Origin of the sequence: Porphyromonas bobii, from assembly GCF_943169685.1 — a bacterium.
Lineage (GTDB): Bacteria > Bacteroidota > Bacteroidia > Bacteroidales > Porphyromonadaceae > Porphyromonas > Porphyromonas pasteri.
Window position 1 is genome coordinate 174,616 of record NZ_CALPBU010000001.1, and the last position, 19,658, is coordinate 194,273.

Annotated in this window: 12 protein-coding genes; 1 reads left to right on the forward strand and 11 read right to left on the reverse strand. The window is 58.2% G+C overall.

Annotation, left to right across the window (positions count from 1 at the left end; genetic code table 11):
- Nucleotides 1-8: 8 nt before the first annotated feature.
- From KO088_RS00785 to KO088_RS00835, 11 genes are all read right to left on the reverse strand, one after another.
- Nucleotides 9-3,320: a SusC/RagA family TonB-linked outer membrane protein gene (locus tag KO088_RS00785; RefSeq protein ID WP_215492911.1), complete on the reverse strand. Its 3,312-nt coding sequence runs from the start codon at nt 3,318-3,320 to the stop codon at nt 9-11.
- A gap of 673 nt (nt 3,321-3,993) precedes the next feature.
- A complete protein-coding gene (locus tag KO088_RS00790) occupies nt 3,994-4,719 on the reverse strand; it encodes a HesA/MoeB/ThiF family protein (RefSeq protein WP_215492912.1) in 726 nt (241 codons plus the stop codon).
- Nucleotides 4,720-4,752: 33 nt separating this feature from the next.
- Complete coding sequence (gene thiH, locus KO088_RS00795; protein ID WP_215492914.1) at nt 4,753-5,871, reverse strand: 2-iminoacetate synthase ThiH; 1,119 nt, start codon at nt 5,869-5,871, stop codon at nt 4,753-4,755.
- A complete protein-coding gene (locus KO088_RS00800; protein ID WP_215492916.1) occupies nt 5,868-6,644 on the reverse strand; it encodes a thiazole synthase in 777 nt (258 codons plus the stop codon). The genes thiH and KO088_RS00800 overlap by 4 nt, the downstream gene beginning before the upstream one ends.
- 14 nt (nt 6,645-6,658) lie before the next feature.
- Nucleotides 6,659-8,593, reverse strand: a complete 1,935-nt coding sequence (thiE, locus tag KO088_RS00805) for a thiamine phosphate synthase (RefSeq protein ID WP_215492918.1) — start codon at nt 8,591-8,593, stop codon at nt 6,659-6,661.
- Nucleotides 8,594-8,598: 5 nt separating this feature from the next.
- Nucleotides 8,599-10,410 carry a phosphomethylpyrimidine synthase ThiC gene (gene thiC / locus KO088_RS00810; protein WP_215492920.1) on the reverse strand — a complete coding sequence of 604 codons (1,812 nt, stop codon included), beginning with the start codon at nt 10,408-10,410 and terminating at the stop codon, nt 8,599-8,601.
- A 39-nt stretch (nt 10,411-10,449) separates the two neighbouring features.
- Nucleotides 10,450-10,674, reverse strand: a complete 225-nt coding sequence (gene thiS, locus KO088_RS00815; protein WP_044114215.1) for a sulfur carrier protein ThiS — start codon at nt 10,672-10,674, stop codon at nt 10,450-10,452.
- A 921-nt stretch (nt 10,675-11,595) separates the two neighbouring features.
- Nucleotides 11,596-12,807: a DNA/RNA non-specific endonuclease gene (locus tag KO088_RS00820; protein WP_215492922.1), complete on the reverse strand. Its 1,212-nt coding sequence runs from the start codon at nt 12,805-12,807 to the stop codon at nt 11,596-11,598.
- 12 nt (nt 12,808-12,819) lie between these two features.
- Entirely contained in the window at nt 12,820-14,604 is a 1,785-nt protein-coding gene (locus KO088_RS00825; protein ID WP_215492925.1) for a DUF5689 domain-containing protein, read from the reverse strand.
- 45 nt (nt 14,605-14,649) lie between these two features.
- Nucleotides 14,650-15,465 carry a DUF5689 domain-containing protein gene (locus tag KO088_RS00830; RefSeq protein ID WP_215492926.1) on the reverse strand — a complete coding sequence of 272 codons (816 nt, stop codon included), beginning with the start codon at nt 15,463-15,465 and terminating at the stop codon, nt 14,650-14,652.
- A gap of 21 nt (nt 15,466-15,486) precedes the next feature.
- On the reverse strand, nt 15,487-18,261 hold the full coding sequence (locus KO088_RS00835; protein ID WP_215492927.1) for a TonB-dependent receptor: 2,775 nt from the start codon (nt 18,259-18,261) through the stop codon (nt 15,487-15,489).
- Nucleotides 18,262-18,484: 223 nt separating this feature from the next.
- Between KO088_RS00835 and KO088_RS00840 the strand changes: the two genes are divergently transcribed.
- On the forward strand, nt 18,485-19,531 hold the full coding sequence (locus KO088_RS00840) for an endonuclease/exonuclease/phosphatase family protein (protein ID WP_215492928.1): 1,047 nt from the start codon (nt 18,485-18,487) through the stop codon (nt 19,529-19,531).
- Nucleotides 19,532-19,658: the final 127 nt, after the last annotated feature.

The following is a 19,658-nucleotide window of genomic DNA, read 5'->3' on the forward strand; positions in this document are numbered from 1 at the left end:
TCGATGCGTTAGAGTCCAAGCTTCAGGGTGAGAGTGAACTGTCGGGGCGTAGGCGAAGCTACCCCACCGATGTTGAAGAACTCTGGGTCTTGGCCATTGAGCTTCTTGTCTGCATACAGGAGGAAGAGGTTCGTAGCCTGTACCTTGACCGAAGCGCTACGCAGAGGCGTACGCTTGATCAGTCTTGTGGGCAGGTCGTAGGCGAGGGAGATCTCCTTGAGGCGGATGAAGTCGCCCTTGGCGATACGCGCCGTAGAGTAGTTGTAGCCGTTGTAGGCGTAGCGCAGATTATTGTTGGTAGCATACTGACGACGGCTCAGGATGGTGGGGATGTCCGTACGAGCCTCCTCGCCAGCAGCCTGCCAGCGGTTGATGAAGGCATGCGTCATCGAGGCCATATCCCCGTAGTAAGCCTTGAACTTAGGATCAAGTCGGACGACATTGCCGAAGGCATAGGTGAGGAATACGTTGAGATGGAGACCCTTGTAGGAGAGCGTATTGCCGAGTGAGCCCGTGTGGGTGGGGTCGGTAGGACCTTCGTACTTGAGGTACTCGGTGTGGTTACGCTCCTGGAAGTTGATGTTGTCGGTCGTCACCTCACCCTTCTCGTTGATGAGCTGGGGGAGACCTTGGTTATTGAGGCCGACGAAGGGGATAGAGAAGAGCGCACGTGCAGGGTAGCCCTTCTTAGCGAAGCCGTTCCCACTGACAAGGTCGATCATACGCCCTTGGTTGTAGAGCTTCGTGATCTCCGAGTGCGTGTAGGAGTAGATGAAGCTTGTCGTCCAGTTGAAGTCCTTTGTCTTGATGTTCTGCGAGGTGATGCTGAGCTCAAGACCACTGGACATCATCTCTGCGACGTTGGCAGGACGGATGATCGTACCACCGATACCCTGCGTGATCATAGGCCCCATTTCATCGAAGTTACGACGGGTGTAGGCATCGAAGGAGAGGCTGAGGCGATCATCGAAGAGCCCTGCGTCGAAGCCAGCGTTGAGCTCGTTCTTCTTTTCGTAGGTCAGGTCAGCATTCCCCAGCTGCTCAATACCGATCCCAGGCTCTTGGTCTTCGGCGAAGAGGCGGAAGGGGATGTACGACTTGAGGATCGTCGTCGAGCTGCTATAGGAGGGGTCAGGAGGTGTCCCCGTGAGGCTATAGGAGAGACGGAGCGTGAGGTGGCTCAGAGGCTTGAGCTTCTGGAAGAAGTCTTCCTCGTGCATGTTCCATGCGCCAGAGACGTTCCACGTAGACATCCAGCGAGCATTGCTGCTACGCCCGAGCTGATTCGAGCCTTCGTAGCGGTAGGTGCCGTTGATGACATAGCGCCCCTTATAGGAGTAGGTCGCATTGCTGTAGAAGGCTACCGTACGATAGTTCGTGTTGTTGAGGTTGTAGTAGCTATTGCCGTCCTCTACCTGCTTCTTGAAGTACTGGTAGGGGTAGAAGGGCGTCTCTCCAGCGGCGTACTGAAGCCCCCAGCCCGTGAAGGCGGTGCGGTTGCGCTGGATATTGGTCGTCTCAAGACCGCCGAAGAGGTTGAGCGTGTGGACTCCGAAGGTACGGTTATAGTTCGCCGTAGCGCGGAAGTCGTAGTTGCTCATGCGGTTCTCACCCTTGTGCATGAAGCCGCCATTAGGCAGGACAGTGCTGGGGAGATCGTAGGGACGATCAGGGTCACGGTAGAGGTACTTGTTGGACTCTCTGATGACGCTGTTTGGCATGGCGCGGTAGGCCAGTGCTTGGTTTGAGTTGTCACGCACATTGTGCTGCTGTGAGGCAGCCGTATGCTTGAAGGCCCCGAGGAGGGTCAGCTCCAGACCTCGGATAGGCTTGAAGCGCAGCTCAGCTTGGAACTTTGCATCGAGTACATCCAGGTCGATGTAGTTATTCTCCAGCTCGTTGAAGATATTGAACGGGGCGTAGTTCGCCGTGTAGTACTCTCGTGGGTCGAGGACACGCGAGGTATTCGTAGCGTAGGAGTAGGGGTTGATGTCGAAGTCGCGCTTGACCTCACCACCTACGACGTCTACATCCTGACCGAGCGTACCAGGCGCACGCTGATTACGATAGGAAGCACCCCCGATGACATTCAGCGAGAGGCTCTTCAGAAGGTGGTGCGTGACGTTGAGGTTAGCGGTATATCGCTTGACCTGACTCTGCTTGTACCATCCTGGATCGATGAGGGCGGAGGCAGAGGCATAGTAGTTCGACTTGCTCGTACCACCGCTCATGCTCACTGAGTGGGTCTGCATGATGGAGGGAGAGAAGAGCTCCTTGAACCAGTTTGTATTGCGTCGCTCAGCCTGCTGGAGATACGCGTTCTCGGCCTTCGTCGTATTGTCGAGCAGGAAGGTGCGGGTCTTGGGATTGTACGTGTTGATCAGCTCATACATCTTACCATAGATCCCGTAGTCACTGCCATTGAGGACCTCGGCGAAGTTCAGCCATCCCTTATCGCGTAGCTCGCGGTAGATACTCATCTGCTGCTGCGAGTTGAGGATGTCGAAGTCGCGGTAGGATGGAATGAGGCGGCTGGTGAACTCACCCGTATAGTTGAAGTTGGCCTGACCTTGCTTCCCCTTCTTCGTCGTCACGACGATGACGCCCGCCATAGCGCGTGCACCATAGATAGAGGTGGCCGAGCCGTCCTTCAGCACCTGGAAGCTCTCGATGTCGTCGGCATTGAGACCCGCGATAGCAGAGCTGATGAGCGTCTCAGGATTCCCCGAAGCGAGGTCGTCAGCACCTACATTAGATACATCTTCTATGATGACACCGTCGACGACCCAGAGGGGCTTGGAGCTCCCGTAGATAGAGGTCGCCCCACGCACGCGGATCTTAGGAGCTGTACCGAAGGTCCCTGAGACATTCTGTACCGAGACCCCTGCGGCGCGACCTTCGAGGGCGCGGGCTGCATCGGGTACCCCGTCGAGCTTGGCTTTGTCGCCGCCGAGCTTAGCGGAGGCTCCCGTGAAGAGGCGCTTGTCTACCTTGGTGAGTCCCGTGACGACGACCTTATCTAGCGTCTTCTCTGAGGGCTCGAGTGTGATCTTCATCTTGTCCTTGATAGGCACCTCTTGGGTGAGGTAACCAATGTAGGAGATGCGCAGGGTCTTAGAGCCTGCGGGTACCGTGATCTTGAAGCTGCCATCCAGCCCCACGGTTGTCCCCACCTTGCTATGTTCCTTGACGATGATCGAGGCTCCGATGGCGGCCTCGTTGTCGGGGGCGGTGACGACGGTGCCCGTCACCACCTGCTGCGCGAGCGCAGGCAGGAACCCCAGGAGCAGGGTGAGGAGGAGTAATGTACTTTTCCTCATTCGTTCAATCAATTGTATAGGTGTTTGAATAATTTATGCTTGTCTGTATCCCATGGTAAAAAGAGACGAGCGACCACCTCACTGCCTACGGCTGGGGGGGATCGCTCATTGCTTGCTGTCCCCGAGGTGGGGAACAGTGACGCTATATTATATAATGTAGAGCCATGACAAAGGGAGCTATCGTCCGCAACCAAAGGCGGGGAGATAGCTATCGCATTCGCTTGTCAAAGCCGAGGGTGTGTCGGTGTTCTTCCAGATACCTCATGAATTCACTTTTGTATCACAAGGAAATAATATGATCTACTATCAGCCACAAAGCTACATAATTATTAGATACAAAGTAGTGTGTGCCGAATTTTTAGGTAGCGTATTCTCGTCCAAGCTCACAAAGGTTCTCATAAATGACAGCCCTTATAGAAGGGAAGCTCCAAGCTATTCATAGTGGGGGTAAAATGAACCAGTACTGGTCGCTGAGTTGACCAGTACTGCTTGGTGGTGTGTACCAGTACTGGTCCGAAGCCCGACCAGTACTGCTCGATTGAGTGACCAGTACTGGTTCAAAATCGAGGGTACTATTGAAGCCTGCTATCTGCTTGCATAGACGCATGTAGATAGCGGGCTAAGTCGCTCTGTCCCTTTGTGGTGCTTGCTGCCTTTCAGATCGATAGGTAGCTTAGCGGCGGATGAGCTGGAAGGAGAGCAGAAGGCTATCTATGAGGAGAAGGCCTTCGGTGAGGGGAGAGGGAAGGCCCAGCAGGAACTTGAGAGCTTCGGTGGCGGCGATAGAGCCGATGACGGCGGGAGTGGTCGCCATCACGGGGAAGGGGGCTTGCGTGGGGCTTGGGGCGTCTCCCTTATCTCCCTCGGGGAAGAGGTCTCGGTAGCGTGAGGGTGAGTCGGGGAGGAAGAGTGCCAGCTGTCCGCACCACCCCTCGAGCGAGGCATAGAGCCACGGGATATGGTGCTCTGAGGCATAGTGATCGAGGAGGAGGCGTGTCGCTTCGTTGTCGGTAGCGTCAATGAGAAGCTCGACCTCCCCGATGAGGCGGGTGGCATTCGCCTCGGTGAGGCGCTCACTGTAGGCCGTGATGTCGCAGTGGGGATTGGCTGCGCGGAGTCGCTCGGCAGCGCACTGCGCCTTGCTCCTACCTACCTCGTGCGTGGTGTAGAGCGTCTGACGGGGGAGGTTGCTCACTGAGATACTATCGTCATCGCATAGTGTGAGATGCCCGACCCCCGCTCCCACAAGGAGGGGCAGGAGAGCTGAGCCCAGCCCTCCTGCTCCGATGATGGCTACCCGCTTCTCAATAAGGCGCATCTGCCCCTCTTCCCCGACTTCGGGGAGGCTCATCTGTCGGGCGTAGCGGGTCTTGAGGTTGTCTATCTCAGTCGTGTCCATTGCTTGGGGTCGTGCTTTTAATGGGCTGGGAGGTCAGAGCCAACTATCCCAGTCCTTCCATACCGGCTCATAGCCTGCACTACGCAGGTGGGCGGCGAACTCCGCGGGAGTACGGCTGTCGTTAATGACGAACTGCTCCAGATCTTCGCTGCTCTCCGCATAGCCCCCGGGCTCGGTGTGGCTCCCAGCACTCATACTCGTGATACCCAAGGGAAGAACGTGATCACGGAAGGAGGCTGACTCACGCGTCGAGAGGGAGATCTCCACATGCGGATCAAGGAGACGGAAGGCCAAGATGAGCTGCGTGATGCCGAGGTCGTCAATGGGTGAGGAGGGCTCATAAGCCCCCACTGCGGGGCGAAGACGAGGTAGGGAGATAGAGTAGCGGGTCTGGCGGTAGCGCTGACGGAGGTAGCAGAGATGCAGGGCGGTGAAGGTGCTATCGGTGCGCCAGTCCTCGAGCCCTAAGAGGGCACCGAGCCCAATCTTCTCGATACCTGCTTGGGCGATGCGGTCGGGGGTCTCAAGACGGTAGCGGTAGTCGGCCTTCTTCCCTCGGGGGTGGTAGCTGGGGTAGTGTGCCTCGTGGTAGGTCTCCTGATAGACGCAGACATAGTCTACCCCCGCCTCGTGGAGGGCGGTATATTGCTCGGTCGTGAGGGGCTGGACCTCGAGGCTGAGCTGGGCGAAGTGCGGGCGGATATGCTCGACGACCTGCAGGTAGTACTTCCATGAGCTGGCACGAAGGTCTTCGCCACTGACGAGCAGGAGGTGGCGGAAGCCCAAGGCCTTGATGGCCTCTACCTCACGGTCGATCTCGGAGAGCGTCAGCTGGCGTCGTCGGATCTTGTTCTCCACGCTGAATCCGCAGTAGACGCAGCTATTGGAGCATACATTAGATAGGTAGAGCGGGATATAGAGCTGGATCGTATGACCGAAGCGCTCTACGGTGAGGCGGTGCGCCTCGTGTGCCATTTCCTCGAGGAGGGGAACGGCAGCAGGTGAGACGAGTGCCATAAAGTCCGCTATCGTGCGGTGCGGTGCAGCGAGGGCGCGCTGGACGTCCGCTATCGTCTTGCTGTAAATCTCCCTCTGAAGGGTGTCGAAGTCATAGGCCCGTAGCACATCATAGGCCGTCGTGTCGGTGGTCATGGCTCGGGAGTGAAGAGGAAGGCGGTGAGGGGTGAGGAGGCTACCGCTTCGTGACTCTGTGGGGCGAGCTTAGCGTCATAGGCCATACGACCTGCTTCGACCCCGAGACGGAAGGCACGTGCCATAGCTACGGGATCTTGTGCTGTGGCGATAGCCGTATTGACAAGTACAGCATCAGCACCCATCTCCATACATTCGGCGGCGTGGCTCGGGCTACCTATGCCCGCATCGATGACGACGGGGATGGTGCTCTCAGCGATGATGATACGTAGGAGGGCACGGGTGTCCAGCCCGCGATTCGTGCCGATAGGTGCTGCCAGGGGCATAACGGTGGCGCAGCCTACCTCCTCGAGACGCTTGCAGAGTACGGGGTCTGCCTGCACATAGGGTAGGACGATGAAGCCTCGCTTCACCAGCTCCTCGGCGGCGCGTAGCGTCTCGATGGGGTCGGGCATCAGGTAGCGAGGGTCGGGGTGCACCTCGAGCTTGAGCCAGTTCGTCTCAAGGGCTTCGCGTCCCAGCTCTGCGGCGAGGATGGCTTCTTCGGCGGTCTTCGCCCCGCTGGTATTGGGGAGGAGCTGGATGTGAGGGCTGTCGAGGGGAGCTACGAGGTCATCGCTGTCGGCATGCTGGAGCTCGACACGCTTGAGAGCGAGGGTGACGAGTTCGGTCCCCGAGGCTTCGACAGCACGAGCCATGAGGGCGGGGGAGGCGAACTTCCCCGTACCGAGGAAGAGTCGCGAATGGAAGGTCTTGTCTGCTATGGTAAGCATAGTTGTCAGGTGTATTAAGGTCGGTCGTCCGCAGCGAGGCGGGCGGTATGGATGAGGCTGCTACTCATGGCGACGCCGTAGAGTCCGAGGGCGTAGAGGGCGGGGATATCCTCGGGGGATACGCTGCCGATGGCATAAGCAGGGAGGGGGAAGGCGTGGAGCTGGAGAGCACGATAGCCCTCAAGTCCCAAGATGGGGGCGAGCTTCTTCTTTGTCGAGGTGAAGCGGAAGGGGCCGATGCCCACGTAGTCGATGGGGAGCGTGCGTGCCGTGGCGAGGTCTTCGGCGCTGTTGCACGTCAGACCAATGAGGGCGTGCTCACCTAAGAGACGTCGGGCCTCCGTTGGGGGCATATCTCTCTGTCCGAGATGTACGCCATCGGCACCCGTGAGGAGCGCGATGTCTACTCGGTCATTGATGAGTAGGGGGACGCCGTAGGCATGACAGAGCGCTAAGGCTTCGCGTGCGGTATCGAGGAAGGTCTCCCACGGGGTGTCCTTCATGCGTAGCTCCACGATATCCGCTAAGCCCTGACGAAGGATGAGGTCGGTCTGCTCGAGGGTCTCCGCTGTGGTGGTAGCGTGCGTGACGAACATCCGTCGGCCTAGTGGCAGTCGTCTTACGGGTACTTCCAGCCCTCGCCCAAGGCGGTAGTGCATCGTCGCACGCTGGGCTGCGTGGAGTGCCTCTTGGTAGTCTTCGCCCCGAGCTAAGGCAGCGCACAGCGTCGTAGCATAGAGGCAGCCCGTGCCATGGCGGTCTTCTCCGAGGCGGGGTGCGGTGCTCTCGATGAGCCGACCATCAGGAAGGTAGGCCCTGTCGGTGACATCCTCCTCCGTGCAAAAAGCAGACTTCGCGATGACAGCGGTCGCAGTACGCTCTGCCCATTTGCCTGGTATGCTCTCCCCGAAGAGCTGGCGGGACTCGTAGTGATTGGGGAGGATGACGTCTACCAGCTCTGCCACCTCAAGGAGGCTTTCACGCCTGGCATCGGGGAGGAGGTCTGCGCCCGAGCTGGTGCGTAGTATCGGATCCCAGACGATGCGACAAGCTGGGAAGAGCGTGCGTATCTCACGGACGAGGAGGCGTAGCTGGTGGAGCGAAGCGATGAGCCCGATCTTAGCTACCTGCGGGGGCGACTGCCTACGAAGAGCACGTACTGCCTCGATGAGGTCTGTGTCAGCGACTGCTGTGAGGCGGGTGAAGGTCACGGCATCCTGGCAGGTGAGTGCCGTCACGATACTATAGGCGCGTACTCCTAAGCGTGCGGCATGCTGCATATCCGCTGTGAGCCCTGCCTCTGCCGTCGGGTCGATGCCCCCGCAGAGGAGGAGTGTCGGGGTGCATAACTTCTGCACCCGCTCGGTGAGCTTATGGAGCTGCTGACTTGCGAAGTACCCTAAGAGCGCGACACCAGCGAAGCCCTCTTTGATAAAGCCTTGGGCATTCGCCTCTCCGACACCGCCCAGAGCAATGAGAGAGAAGGGGAAGCGTGCCGTGACGGCTCGCCTCAGCTCGGGCGTCCAAGGGCTATCATTCCCATAGTCAGGCTTACTGATGCTCGCTGCGACGGGGCTCACATAGGCGTAGTCAGGACGGAAGGGTAGGCGCTCCAGTTCCTCTACACTGTGGCAACTGACACCGACGATCTGCTCGGGGCGAAGGGCCTCCGTCGGGCGCTCACGGAGTGCACTCCAGTCGGCTACGGAGAGGTGCACACCGCCGAGCCCCCAGTGTCTCACCAGCTCGATGTGGTGTGAGAGGACGCAGCGACTGCGTAGCTCACGAGGGATGGAGCGGATGAGTGCCTCAAGCTCCTCTACCATGGCGTCGGGCTTGCGTATATGTACGCGCCCGACGCCGAGACGGAGGAGGTGAGCGATGCGCAGGGCTTCGCCTGTATCACCGAGCGAGGGCGGTGTGATGGCGATGATCTGCTGGGGTAGCATAAGGGCTATCTATGGTGACTACATGGGGCTTCGGTGCTGAGTGCAAGCCCTTCGGAGGGGACAGCAGAGCGTGACTGCAGTGCCTGACGGAAGGAGCGGTTCGCACGCATCGAGCAGAAGTGCTCACCACACATTGAGCAGAAGTGCTTCTCCTTGTGCTCCTCATCGGGGAGGGTCTCATCGTGGAACTCCTGAGCACGCTCGGGGTCGAGTGCCAGATGGAACTGGTCTCTCCAGCGGAATTCAAATCGCGCTTTACTCATCGCATAGTCACGCAGGTAAGCCGTCGGGTGTCCCTTCGCCAGGTCTGCGGCATGGGCAGCGAGCTTATAGGTCACGACTCCCTCACGGACGTCATTGCGCTCGGGGAGGCCGAGGTGCTCCTTCTGCGTGACGTAGCAGAGCATGGCGGTACCCTGATGCCCGATGATCGAGGCACCGATAGCCCCCGTGATGTGGTCGTAGCCAGCACCGATATCGGAGACCAGCGGGCCGAGGGTGTAGAAGGGGGCTTCATCGCAGTCGAGGAGTTCGCGCGTCATATTCTCGGGGATGAGGTGCATAGGGATATGCCCAGGGCCCTCGATCATCACCTGCACGTGGTAGCGAGCAGCGATGCGATTGAGTTCGCCGAGAGTCTTCAGCTCTGCCATCTGTGCCGCATCGTTGGCGTCATGGATGCAGCCTGGACGCAGGCCATCGCCGAGGGAGAGGGAGACATCGTAGCGGGCAGCTATCTGACAGATCTCTTCAAAGTGGGTGTAGAGGAAGCTCTCCTCATCGTGCTCGGTGCACCAGCCCGCCATGATCGCACCGCCACGGCTGACGATACCCGTAAGGCGCTTGAGGGTCAGCGGGATGTGCTCCTTACGTAGCCCTGCATGGATGGTGAAGTAGTCGACACCCTGCTCCGCCTGCTCGATGAGGGTATCGCGATAGATCTCCCAGCTGAGGTCGTAGGTCTTGCCGTGGACCTTCTCCAGTGCTTGGTAGAGGGGGACGGTACCGATGGGTACGGGGCTATTGCGGATGATCCACTCGCGCGTCTCGTGGATGTGACGCCCGGTGGAGAGATCCATCACGGTGTCGGCGCCCCAGCGGGTAGCCCATACGGCCTTCTCCACCTCCTCAGCGATACTGCTGGTGACGGCGGAGTTGCCGATATTGGCATTGACCTTACAGAGGAAGTTGCGCCCGATGATCATGGGTTCGAGCTCAGGGTGATTGATGTTGGCTGGGATGATGGCGCGCCCTCGGGCGATCTCTTCACGGACAAATTCTGGGGTCACGTATGGGGGGATCTCTGCGCCCAGCGGGTCACCCGCCATGGCGTGACGCTCCTTGGCCTCGTCGATGAGCTGGTTCTCACGTATCGCCACGTACTCCATCTCCTCGGTGATGATGCCTTGGCTGGCATAGTAGCGCTGGGTGATACAGTGCTCCTTCGCTACTCGTGGGTGGAGGGAGATATGACGGTAGCGCAGGCCGTCAAGGGCGCGCTGCTGGAGTCGTGAGCGGGTGTATTCACTGCCGAGCTCTTCGCTACGGGTCGTATCGTCTCGGCGGTCGATCCACGGCTCGCGTAGGCGTGGTAAGCCCGCCTCGAGGTCTACCCGATAGGCGCTGTCGGTGTACGGGCCGCCTGTATCGTAGACGACGACAGGGGCATTGGGGGTACGGCTCCCATCCTCATTGTAGGTGTCGGAGAGGGCGATGCGGCGCATGCCGACGCGCAGCTCGGGGAAGAGCTGGCCAGGTACATAGATCTTCTCCGAGCCGATGAGTGGGCCGTGAGTAAGGACATCTTTGATCTTCATAATAGTAGGGGAATGTGTGTGTCGTGGAAAGGGTAGGGCTTAGCCTCCGAAGGTCGGTCGGATGAGGAGGAGGGTGTCGCCCTCCTCGAGCTGGTAGGTGGCTAAGGCTGTGCGGGGTACCAAGCGCTCATTGACGGCAATAGCCGAGCGAGGTGGTAGGTCGATCGCTGCGAAGGCAAGGGCTTCGGGGATCGTGCATACATGGGGGAGCGTGGTGGGAGCTCCGTTGATCAGGATCTTCATCGTAAGTAACTCTATCGTCATGGTGTGATGAGGAAGTGCGAAGTGACGACACACCTCCAGCGAGCCTACTACCACAAAGGGGCAGACACTCTCTGGGGAACTATGACGAGCCGACGGGCTCAATCACAGCGCGAGTAACGGAAGATCTTAGAGGATGAGCGGCGGGATATCGCCTCCACTCTCTGCCTACGCCAGCATTATCTGGATCAGGTCTTCGGGTATAATCTCAGCACAGCGTGGACTTGTGTCCTACGCCAGCACCCCTTTGAGTTGCTCTACGGACAAAGGTAGGCCTTTTCTTGATACCGCCAAGAGCGGGCTTTGACAAGCCCTTTAATAGTGGGCTTTTCTACGATATCATAGAGGGGGTGGTGTCGACCTATATTGGTCGGTGGGTGAACCAATATTGGTCTGCGAGCGAACCTATATTGGTCGATAGTATGAACCTATATTGGTCCGCGCACGAACCAATATAGGACTGCTTACAAACCAATATGAGACAGTTGAGCAGTTATTCAGCTAAGGCATCGTACGCCCAGCTCCCCGATATGCCCCTCCCAAGAGATACGCAAGCCCTTCGCCTCATCGCGGGTATTCCTCTTATCCAGCGGAGGGAAAAGTGCTATTCTCATGGAGAAAAAGTGCCTTTCCGCAGTGGTATTCTTCTATCTATGCACGTAGTCTTAAAGACCAGGCACGCAAATCCAAATATCCACGTACGTAGATATTAGAGCCACGCACGTAGCCCAAACTTATCTGCCACTCGTCCACAACTTTTATCCCTACGCAGAGCAACAACCTAATATAGGATTGCTCACAAACCAATAGTGCTTGCTACGCCTCCTGCACCAAGCTACACGTTCCCCTTCGTATAAAAAGCAACACCCGCCGACCGCAGTGCAGTCGGCGGGTGCCGGTAGGGAATGGGGCTAATGGCTTGCCTTAGAGTCCAGGCCAGTAGCTGAGCGTAGCAGGCGTAGCGGGGGATTCTGCCTCGAACTGCTGCTCGATGTCATCGGGGAAGTTGTGGAAGAGATCCATCCCGAGCTTGGTCTCCAGCTCGTCGATAGAGAGCGCGACGCTACGAATGGCGGTCTTCGCTGCATAGAAGCGGTGCTCGACCAAGAAGCCGATGCCGTGGTAGGTAGAGCCCTTCTTCAGTACGAGGGCCATCCAGTAGTACTTAGGCACGACGATGACGCCACGGACCTTCTTGCTCTCGACCTGATCATCACGGATCGTCCCGCCCTTGGCGACGTAGAGGACGTCACGGAGCTGGGAGTTACGACCCCATGCCTGTACCTTCTGCTCGAGGTCTGACCAGAACTTCTGGTTGAGGTCACCGAGCTGAGGACTCATATTCGTGTAGTAGAAGGTCTGTCTATTCGCCTCGGCACTGAACAGGCGGTCAGAGGAAGCTACCATATGACCACGGTCGTATCCACTCCCTCGGAAGAGGTTCTCTGTGGAGAACTGCTTGGGGACATAGGGATCCCATTGCCAGGCATCGCTACGCTTGACCGCTTGGGCTGAGTTCGTGTTGTCGAAGGTGAAGCAGACGAAGCGTGGGTGACGCTTGTCGGTGTCGTACTCGAGGGAGTAGTTCACGATACCACCAGCGCGGTGCGTGACGAAGTAGTTCTGACTACCACCATGGAGTGCGGGTACCTCGAGCATCGTCGCATCACCGAGTATGTACTCACCCGTAGGGGAGGGTGTGGGCGAAGGTGTCGGAGTCTCCTCACCCGTACCCTGCTGGCTGATGATGAGGGTGTCACGAACGCCCGCCGAGGTGGCGATGATCTGTGCTGAGCGAGAGGCGCCGAGATTCTGACTTACCGAGACGGAGATAGAGGTGCTGGACGTGCCATCCCCCTTGCTACGCTCGAGCTCGATCCATGAGGACGCATCCTCGGGCGTGACGGTGAGCTTCCAGTCGGAGGCCGCACGGAGCTTGATGTAGAAGTTCGAGCCTTCCTTGGGTACGCTCTTGATCTTGTCGGTCGAAGAGCCTGGGAGGGAGAGCTGGAGGCGGTCGGAGGTGCGGACGGGGTGGTCACCACGCTCGGTGGTACAGCTGGAGAAAGCCATCCCCATGAGGCCGAGCCCCATGAGGATGGTCTTTATCCGAAGAGATTTAATCGTCTTCTGCATAGAGAGGAAGGACTATCGCTTACCGAGGTAAGACTTGATGGTAGCTTCCTGATTCTCCTTCGTGATGGCGACGCGCTCCCACTGGTCCGCGGAGAAGGTCGCAGAAGGAGCCTTGACGGATGCGATACGGTGGAGGACGATGTCGGCACCAGCGAACTTCTTGTCGCTGTCGATCCAAGCCGTCTCCATACCATTACCGATCTGGTCGATGGTCGCCGTGCCCTTCAGCAGAGCCACGGGGTCATTGCCATTGAAGCTGAAGTCTGCGACCGTGCCTTCGGTATAGACTTTCGCCTGCTCGTGGCGCAGGACGAGAGAAGCACCAGCTGCGAGCTTACCCGTGAGAGCGATGCGGCTCTCAGCATACTCTCCAGTTGCAGGCTTATTCTTAGTCCCAAAGTTCTTCACGAGGAGCGTGTAAGCACTGAGGTCAATCTCTTGATCCGTGGGGTTGGAGATCTGGATGTACTTCTCGAAGTCGAAGCCTTCGATGTAGGCGGAGATGATCAGATCGCCAGAGGTAGCTGGAGGGGTAGGTGTGGGCGTAGGAGTGGGCGTAGGAGTAGGAGTAGGAGTAGGAGTAGGAGTGGGATCGGGCGAAGGGGTAGGCGTAGGAGCCGTGCCCTCCGTGCAGCGCTCAGCCGTCAGACCAGCGAGGTCATCAGCCGTACGAGGCCAGAGGTTGTAGTGCTTGGTGCTCTGACCAGAGTTCTTGTTTGTCGTCACCGAGCGCTGGATGATACCGACGATGCGGCCGTTCTTGTCGGATGCGATCGTCGTCTTGAAGGTCGAGTAGTAGGAGATAGCTACCGAGAGATCGGATACACCAGCCGTGACCTGCGTAGCGCAGTCCGTGAGCGCATTGAAGTAGCTCCCTGCAGAGGTCTTGCCCTGAGCAGGCTTGTTGGGGTTGAGCTCCTTGCCAGGAGTCTTGAACTGAGCGCCATCGACAGCTACGAGGATGTTGTCGTACTTGCCAGCATAGATGTCTGCGAAGGTGACGGCCTTAGGAGTAATCGTCGCTACTTCGCCTGTGGGAGTCACCATAGAGGCAGCATCATTCAGACCCGTATAGTCGATCTGCAGTGAGCCATCCTGGTAGCGACCGACCTTCGTGCCCTTAGTCTTGATGGTGAAGACGGCACCGGGACGCCAGTCCTTAGAGGCGTTGGCATTCAGACGAAGCGTGATGCCGACTTCGCCAGCCTGCACGACGATGTTCTTGAGGCTGGTCATATTGTTCGCCGTGATGTCGGAGAGGAGGACGGCCTTGAAGGTCGTCTCTTCGTCTACCGTGACGCTCTGACCCTTGTCGTACTTCGCGATGAAGGCGGCGAGTGCTGCGCCGTCTACTGTAGTGGGGTTCGAGGGCAGGTTAGGAGTAGGCTGATCCTTACCTGGGGTGATGACTGCAGAGCCGTCGCCAGCCTGCGTGATGGTATAGTAGAGGGTCTCGTTGCCAGCCTTGAAGGCGAATTGGCCTTGGCGGGTAGCACCCGAGGCGTTCTTGAGGATCTTGATCGTGACGTCACGTTCGCCAGCGTCCCCTGACTCGGGGCTGATGCTCAGCCAGTCGAGGGCGGTGGTAGCCGTCCAAGAGCGGTTGGTGCGGATGTGCAGCGTGGCGGTGCTCTCGTCCTTGCCGATGAGGGTATTGCCGTTGCTGTCCTTCGTCAGCTGGGTGACCGAGATCGATGGGCGCTCGTAGGCGTCATCGTTGTCCTTACACGAGGCGAGGGACAGGGTAGCACAGGAGGCTAAGAGGAGCGTCCAGCGCGTGATCTTACTTGTTGTCATCAGTCAATCGTATTTGTTGAGATGGTGAGTGCTGTAGGGGAGTGATTAGAAGCGTGCGCCCGTGAGCTGGACATCTTGCTCACGCAGGATGAGGAGCTGAGGGGTGTCACGGAAGTAGGTGAGGATAGCAGTGATCGTACCCGAGCCCGAGGGGACGGTGCGACCAGCGAACTTCGCATAGCTGCTCGTGCGGACGATGAGCTGTGCGCCAGAGCGGTCTACGAGCGTGCGGTTCACATTGCGGTTCTTGTCCTTGCCCTGTGGATCTGCATAGGTCTGACCCAGCTCGGAGGCGAGGAACTGTACATCCTTGAGACTGACAAGCGTACCTGCGTACTTCTTATTCAGCGTCGCGATGGTGAGCTCGTGGGGCTTGATATCGGTGTGACCTTCCTTGAGGAGGACGCGGTGCACGAGGAGCTCTGGGTAGAAGGCTGTCTCATACTTCTCATCCTTGGAGGTATATCCGATATTGATCTGTCCAGCGTAGTCGCCGAGCTGCAGACCCTGGCAGAGAAGGCGTACACGCGTACCCTGGGGGTAGACAGAGCTGAGGTTGCCGAGGGCGAACTTAAGCTCCATACCGCCCGTCTCATCCTCGATGTAGCAGGACTTGTAGAGGTTCCCCTCGCTGTCGTCCGAGGCGATGACCGCAGAGATGACGATGGGCTTGTCGATGAGCGTACCACCACGCTTGTAGAGTGCCTTGAGCTGGCTAATGGTGTGTGTGGGCAGAGGGAGCTCGTCCGTACTCTTCTGGTCGGTACGGGGAGGATCGACTTCGTTGTACTTCGTGCAGCTCGTAGCCCCTATCCCGATGAGCATCGAGAGGGTGAGTGCATATATAGCGTGACGATTCATAGGATCTATGCGTGTAGGGAGTTAGAACTGGAGGGTGGTATTGAAGAAGAACGTCGTCCCGTAGACATAAGAGAGCTTCGTATCGAAGGGGCGATAGAGCTGCTGCGTTCCATCGGTAGCACGGATTGTGCGGATACGGAGCTGTTCGTAGCCGCCATTGGGCAGACTGCGGTTGTTCAGCACGTTGCTTACCGAGAGGTTGAAGCGCAGGTACGTGCCATAGGTGATGCGCCAGGAGTAGCTCGCGAAGAGGTCTACCGTGAAGCCATCACGCAGCTGCTCGGGGAGAATATAGTTGTAGTCAAGCGAGGTGCGCCCGCGGTCGGTGCGGATGACAGGCGACATCGAGACGAAGTTGCGCCCGAAGTAGTTCGCGTTGATCCCGAAGTTTGCGTACCAAGGAGAGTAGTACGTCAGCCCGAGGGTAGCAGCCGTCTGAGGCGTACCGCTCACGTTCAGCCCCTTCCAGTTGATGCGGTCACGGTCGACGATCTCGTTGGAGTTATCGATGCTCTGGATGTAGCTGGGGTTGTTGGCATACTGATACTGGCCGAGGGCAAGTGCAGCGTTGGCCGTCAGCGTGGGGCTGATCTTCACTTCGAAGCCAGCTTCTGCCCCGAGGTGGCGGGTGGCGATGCCGGTGATGATGTAGTTCGAGAACGAAGCTCGGCTATCATCATAGAAGCTCATCGAGCGGGTGTGATCTGCGATGTGCGTGTAGAAGGCCGTCACACGTCCGCGCAGCCAGGGAAGGCGTACGAGGTAGGAGGCTTCTGCCGAGAAGATCTTCTCGCTCTTGGGATCCTCGATATAGCTATCGCGTGTACGAGGCGAGATGAAGAGATTCTGGAAGGTGGGTGCCTGCTCGAGGTATGCTACGTTCGACTGCAGGTAGTGGTGCCCATTGAGCTTGTAGGTAGCCCCAGCCTTCACCCCGAGGTCGTTGAACTTCACGCGGTCCGACAGCCCATAGGAGTTGTCGGGGAAGAGCCCGCGCTTCTGATGACCTTCGCGCTGCATCCCCGTGTGGGTATAGGAGATACCCGTATAGGCATCGAGGCGCGTGAGGTGGTAGGTCGCATTGGCCCACATCTGATAGCGGTAGCTCTGCGCGGTGTAGTCGTAGCTGAAGCGGTCGCCCTTCTGGACGATGCGGTCGGGGTGCAGGAGGTCTACCTGACTCTTCGTCGCGTCGCCACCGAAGTCACGCTCAGCGAACTTATCGATGTCATAGACGAAGTCCGCACCGAGGAGGTCACCTACCTCGGCATAGTTCGCCGTGCGGTTGTGGCGGAAGTTCGCTCCACCCGTGATTTCAAGCCAGCTCTTGGGGAGCCAGTTGGCAGAGGTCGCCCAAGCGAATTCACGCTGGTCAGTGTGGCGGTCTTCGATCATATAGAGTGCCTTACGCCCCGTAGCGAGGGTACGGCCAGAGGCATCCTTCACCGTAGTGAGGTTCCCGCGGTTCACCTCATAGAGGCGGTCCCAATTGATATAGCGGACGTTGGGATCAGACTTCCACAGCTCCTCATAGATCGCTGCAGCATCGCCATCCTGACTGTTGGGGTCAGCCATACGCGTGAAGTAGGAGGGGAGGTAGCGGTAGTAGTCCGCACGTGGGTCGGGAGCGTTGTACCAGTTCAGCGATGAATAGGCATTCTTCCCGAAGCGGTAGCTGAAGGTGGTGTTGATATTGAGCGTCTTCTCCAGATTGCTGAAGTAGTGCGAGAGCTGGACGATAGGCTCGTGGTTGCGGCGCTCACGAGCATTGCGCCACTTACCGCCCTGACGCCCGATGTTGGGATTGTAGAAGTTCGAGCCGACGAGGTCATATACCTCCTGAGTGGTAGCGCTGGCTACACCACGGCGCGTAGGAGCACCGAGGGCGATGAGGCTAAGGCTATTCATCTCGTCGAGCTTCTTCTCTACGCCGAGGAAGTAGCTCCAGGCATCGTAGTACTGCCCACGGACGTAGGAGTACTGCCCATTGCCGATACGGCGGGCGACGCTGGCAGCGAAGCTCCAGCCGTCCTTGCGCTCTCCCGAGGCATAGGTATAGGCGAAGCGGTTGCTATAGGTGCGGTTGCTATTCGAGTAGGTGAGGCGATGCTGCGCGCCAAACATTGAGGGGCGTGTCGTCACGTTGTTAGTCACGCCGACGGCACCAAAGCCCGAGACGATGGGCTCGAAGGACTGCGAGGTCTCCTGCTGGCGGGTGACGTCGTTGAGACCGCCCCAGAGCGACCAAGCTGAGTAGCCGCTGTTGAGGTCGTTCATCCCGATGCCGTTGAGCATCTGCTCATTGTACTGGGAGTCGTAGCCACGGTTGCGGAAGCGAGCCGTGCTGAAGACGTAGCCCGAAGCGCTGAGGAAGGGGTCGCGTGAGGAGGTGAGTAGGGTGACGCGGTCTTGCATGCCGGCGGCTTCGTTGCCGTCCTCTTCGCTGACGATGAGGTCATCGTAGCGACCATTCCCGCCTTCACGGAGTGCGACGAGCTTGAGTTGCTTGAGGCCCGAAGCTTCGTTCTCCTGCTTGACCAGCTCGATCTGCTTGGTCTCGTAGCCTTCAGCGGAGAAGGTCAGTGTATATCGTCCCTTGGGGAGGAGCGCCAGGACACTTCGGGCGTCTTGCCCGAGGAGCATCTTCTTCGCCACGGGGCCGTAGATGCTGACGTGGACCTTAGCGACGGGCTTGCCGCTCTGGCTGTCGATGACCAGAGGTTCGCCCGTAGTCTGTCCGAGGCCTACACTTGCGAATGTCAAGGTGCAGGCGAGTACGGTAATAAGTTTATTCATGCGGTCGCATTATATCGATGACGCTTGCATGCACTCCGCGGATCGTACAGACCTCCCGCTCCGTCTTCGGAACTCCTGTCATTATGAGGTGTAAGCCGTTTATCCGTGCTGGAGCTTCCTCCCTATCTTCGAAGCTGAGATACGAAGTAGCGCGCAAGATTTGTTACATTTGCACGACTAAATTACATAATCTATCTCGGATAGCCTCTTAAACGACAAGCTTATGCTAAGGAAAATCTCCGCTCTCACCCTCGTCCTTCTCCTCGCGCTTTGCTCCCTCCAAGCTCAGAAGCAGGTGCGCCTCACGGTAGCCTTCTACAATCTGGAGAACCTCTTCGACACCATCGACGGGGAGAACAACGATGCCGACTTCCTGCCCGATGGGAAGAACCAGTGGACGCCCGACAAGTACAAGCAGAAGCTTCACAACATGGCCTACGCTATCAGCCAGATCGGCTCGAAGCGAGGACCTGATATCCTCGGGGTCTGTGAGATCGAGAATAGAGGCGTACTCGAAGACCTCCTGAAGGAACCCGAGCTGGCGAACTCCGGCTACGAGATCGTGCACTTTGACTCTCCCGACAAGCGCGGTATCGACTGCGCACTCTTCTATCGTCCCAGCTACTATCAGTTCACCGCTGCACACCCACACCCCGTTATCCTCAAGGGGGAGGAGCATATCAAGACGCGTGACGTCCTCGAGGTCAATGGCCTCTTGCTTGGCGAACCCGTATCGTTCCTCGTGGCTCACTGGCCTTCGCGCGTCGGTGGCGAGCAGGTCTCACTCAAGCGTCGTCTGTACGCAGCCGAAGTCATGCGCTCGGTCACGGACTCCCTCCTCGCGGCAGACCCTAATAATAAGGTCATCCTCATGGGGGACTTCAACGACGACCCCACCTCTCCCAGCGTCGTCAACGGCTTGCGCTCGAAGACTTCGACAGAAGATCTGGCACCTACCGACCTCTTCAACCCCATGGCTGCCCTTTACTCTTCGGGTCGTGGCACGCTCGCTTATCGTGACGTGTGGAATCTCTTTGACAACCTCGTTGTCACGCCCAACCTCATCGGCGGGCCCGCTGATCGCCTGCACCTCCAGCAGGACAAGGCTACGGGGAACTACGGCTATATCTTCAATGCGGACTTCCTCACGCAGAAGACGGGGCACTTCAAGGGCTATCCCTTCCGCACCTTCTCCTCGGGTCGCTTCCAGGGGGGCTATAGTGATCACTATCCCGTCTACCTCTATCTGACGAAGACCATCGCCGAATAGCCCCGCGGCTTACTCCGCAAGCTTAAGCGAAAAGAAGTCCCGCGCCCACCTCTGTATGCTGAGGTGGGCGCGGGACTTTTATACCGTCTGGGGGCTGTCTTTTTAGTGCTGTGGGAAGTGCTTATCT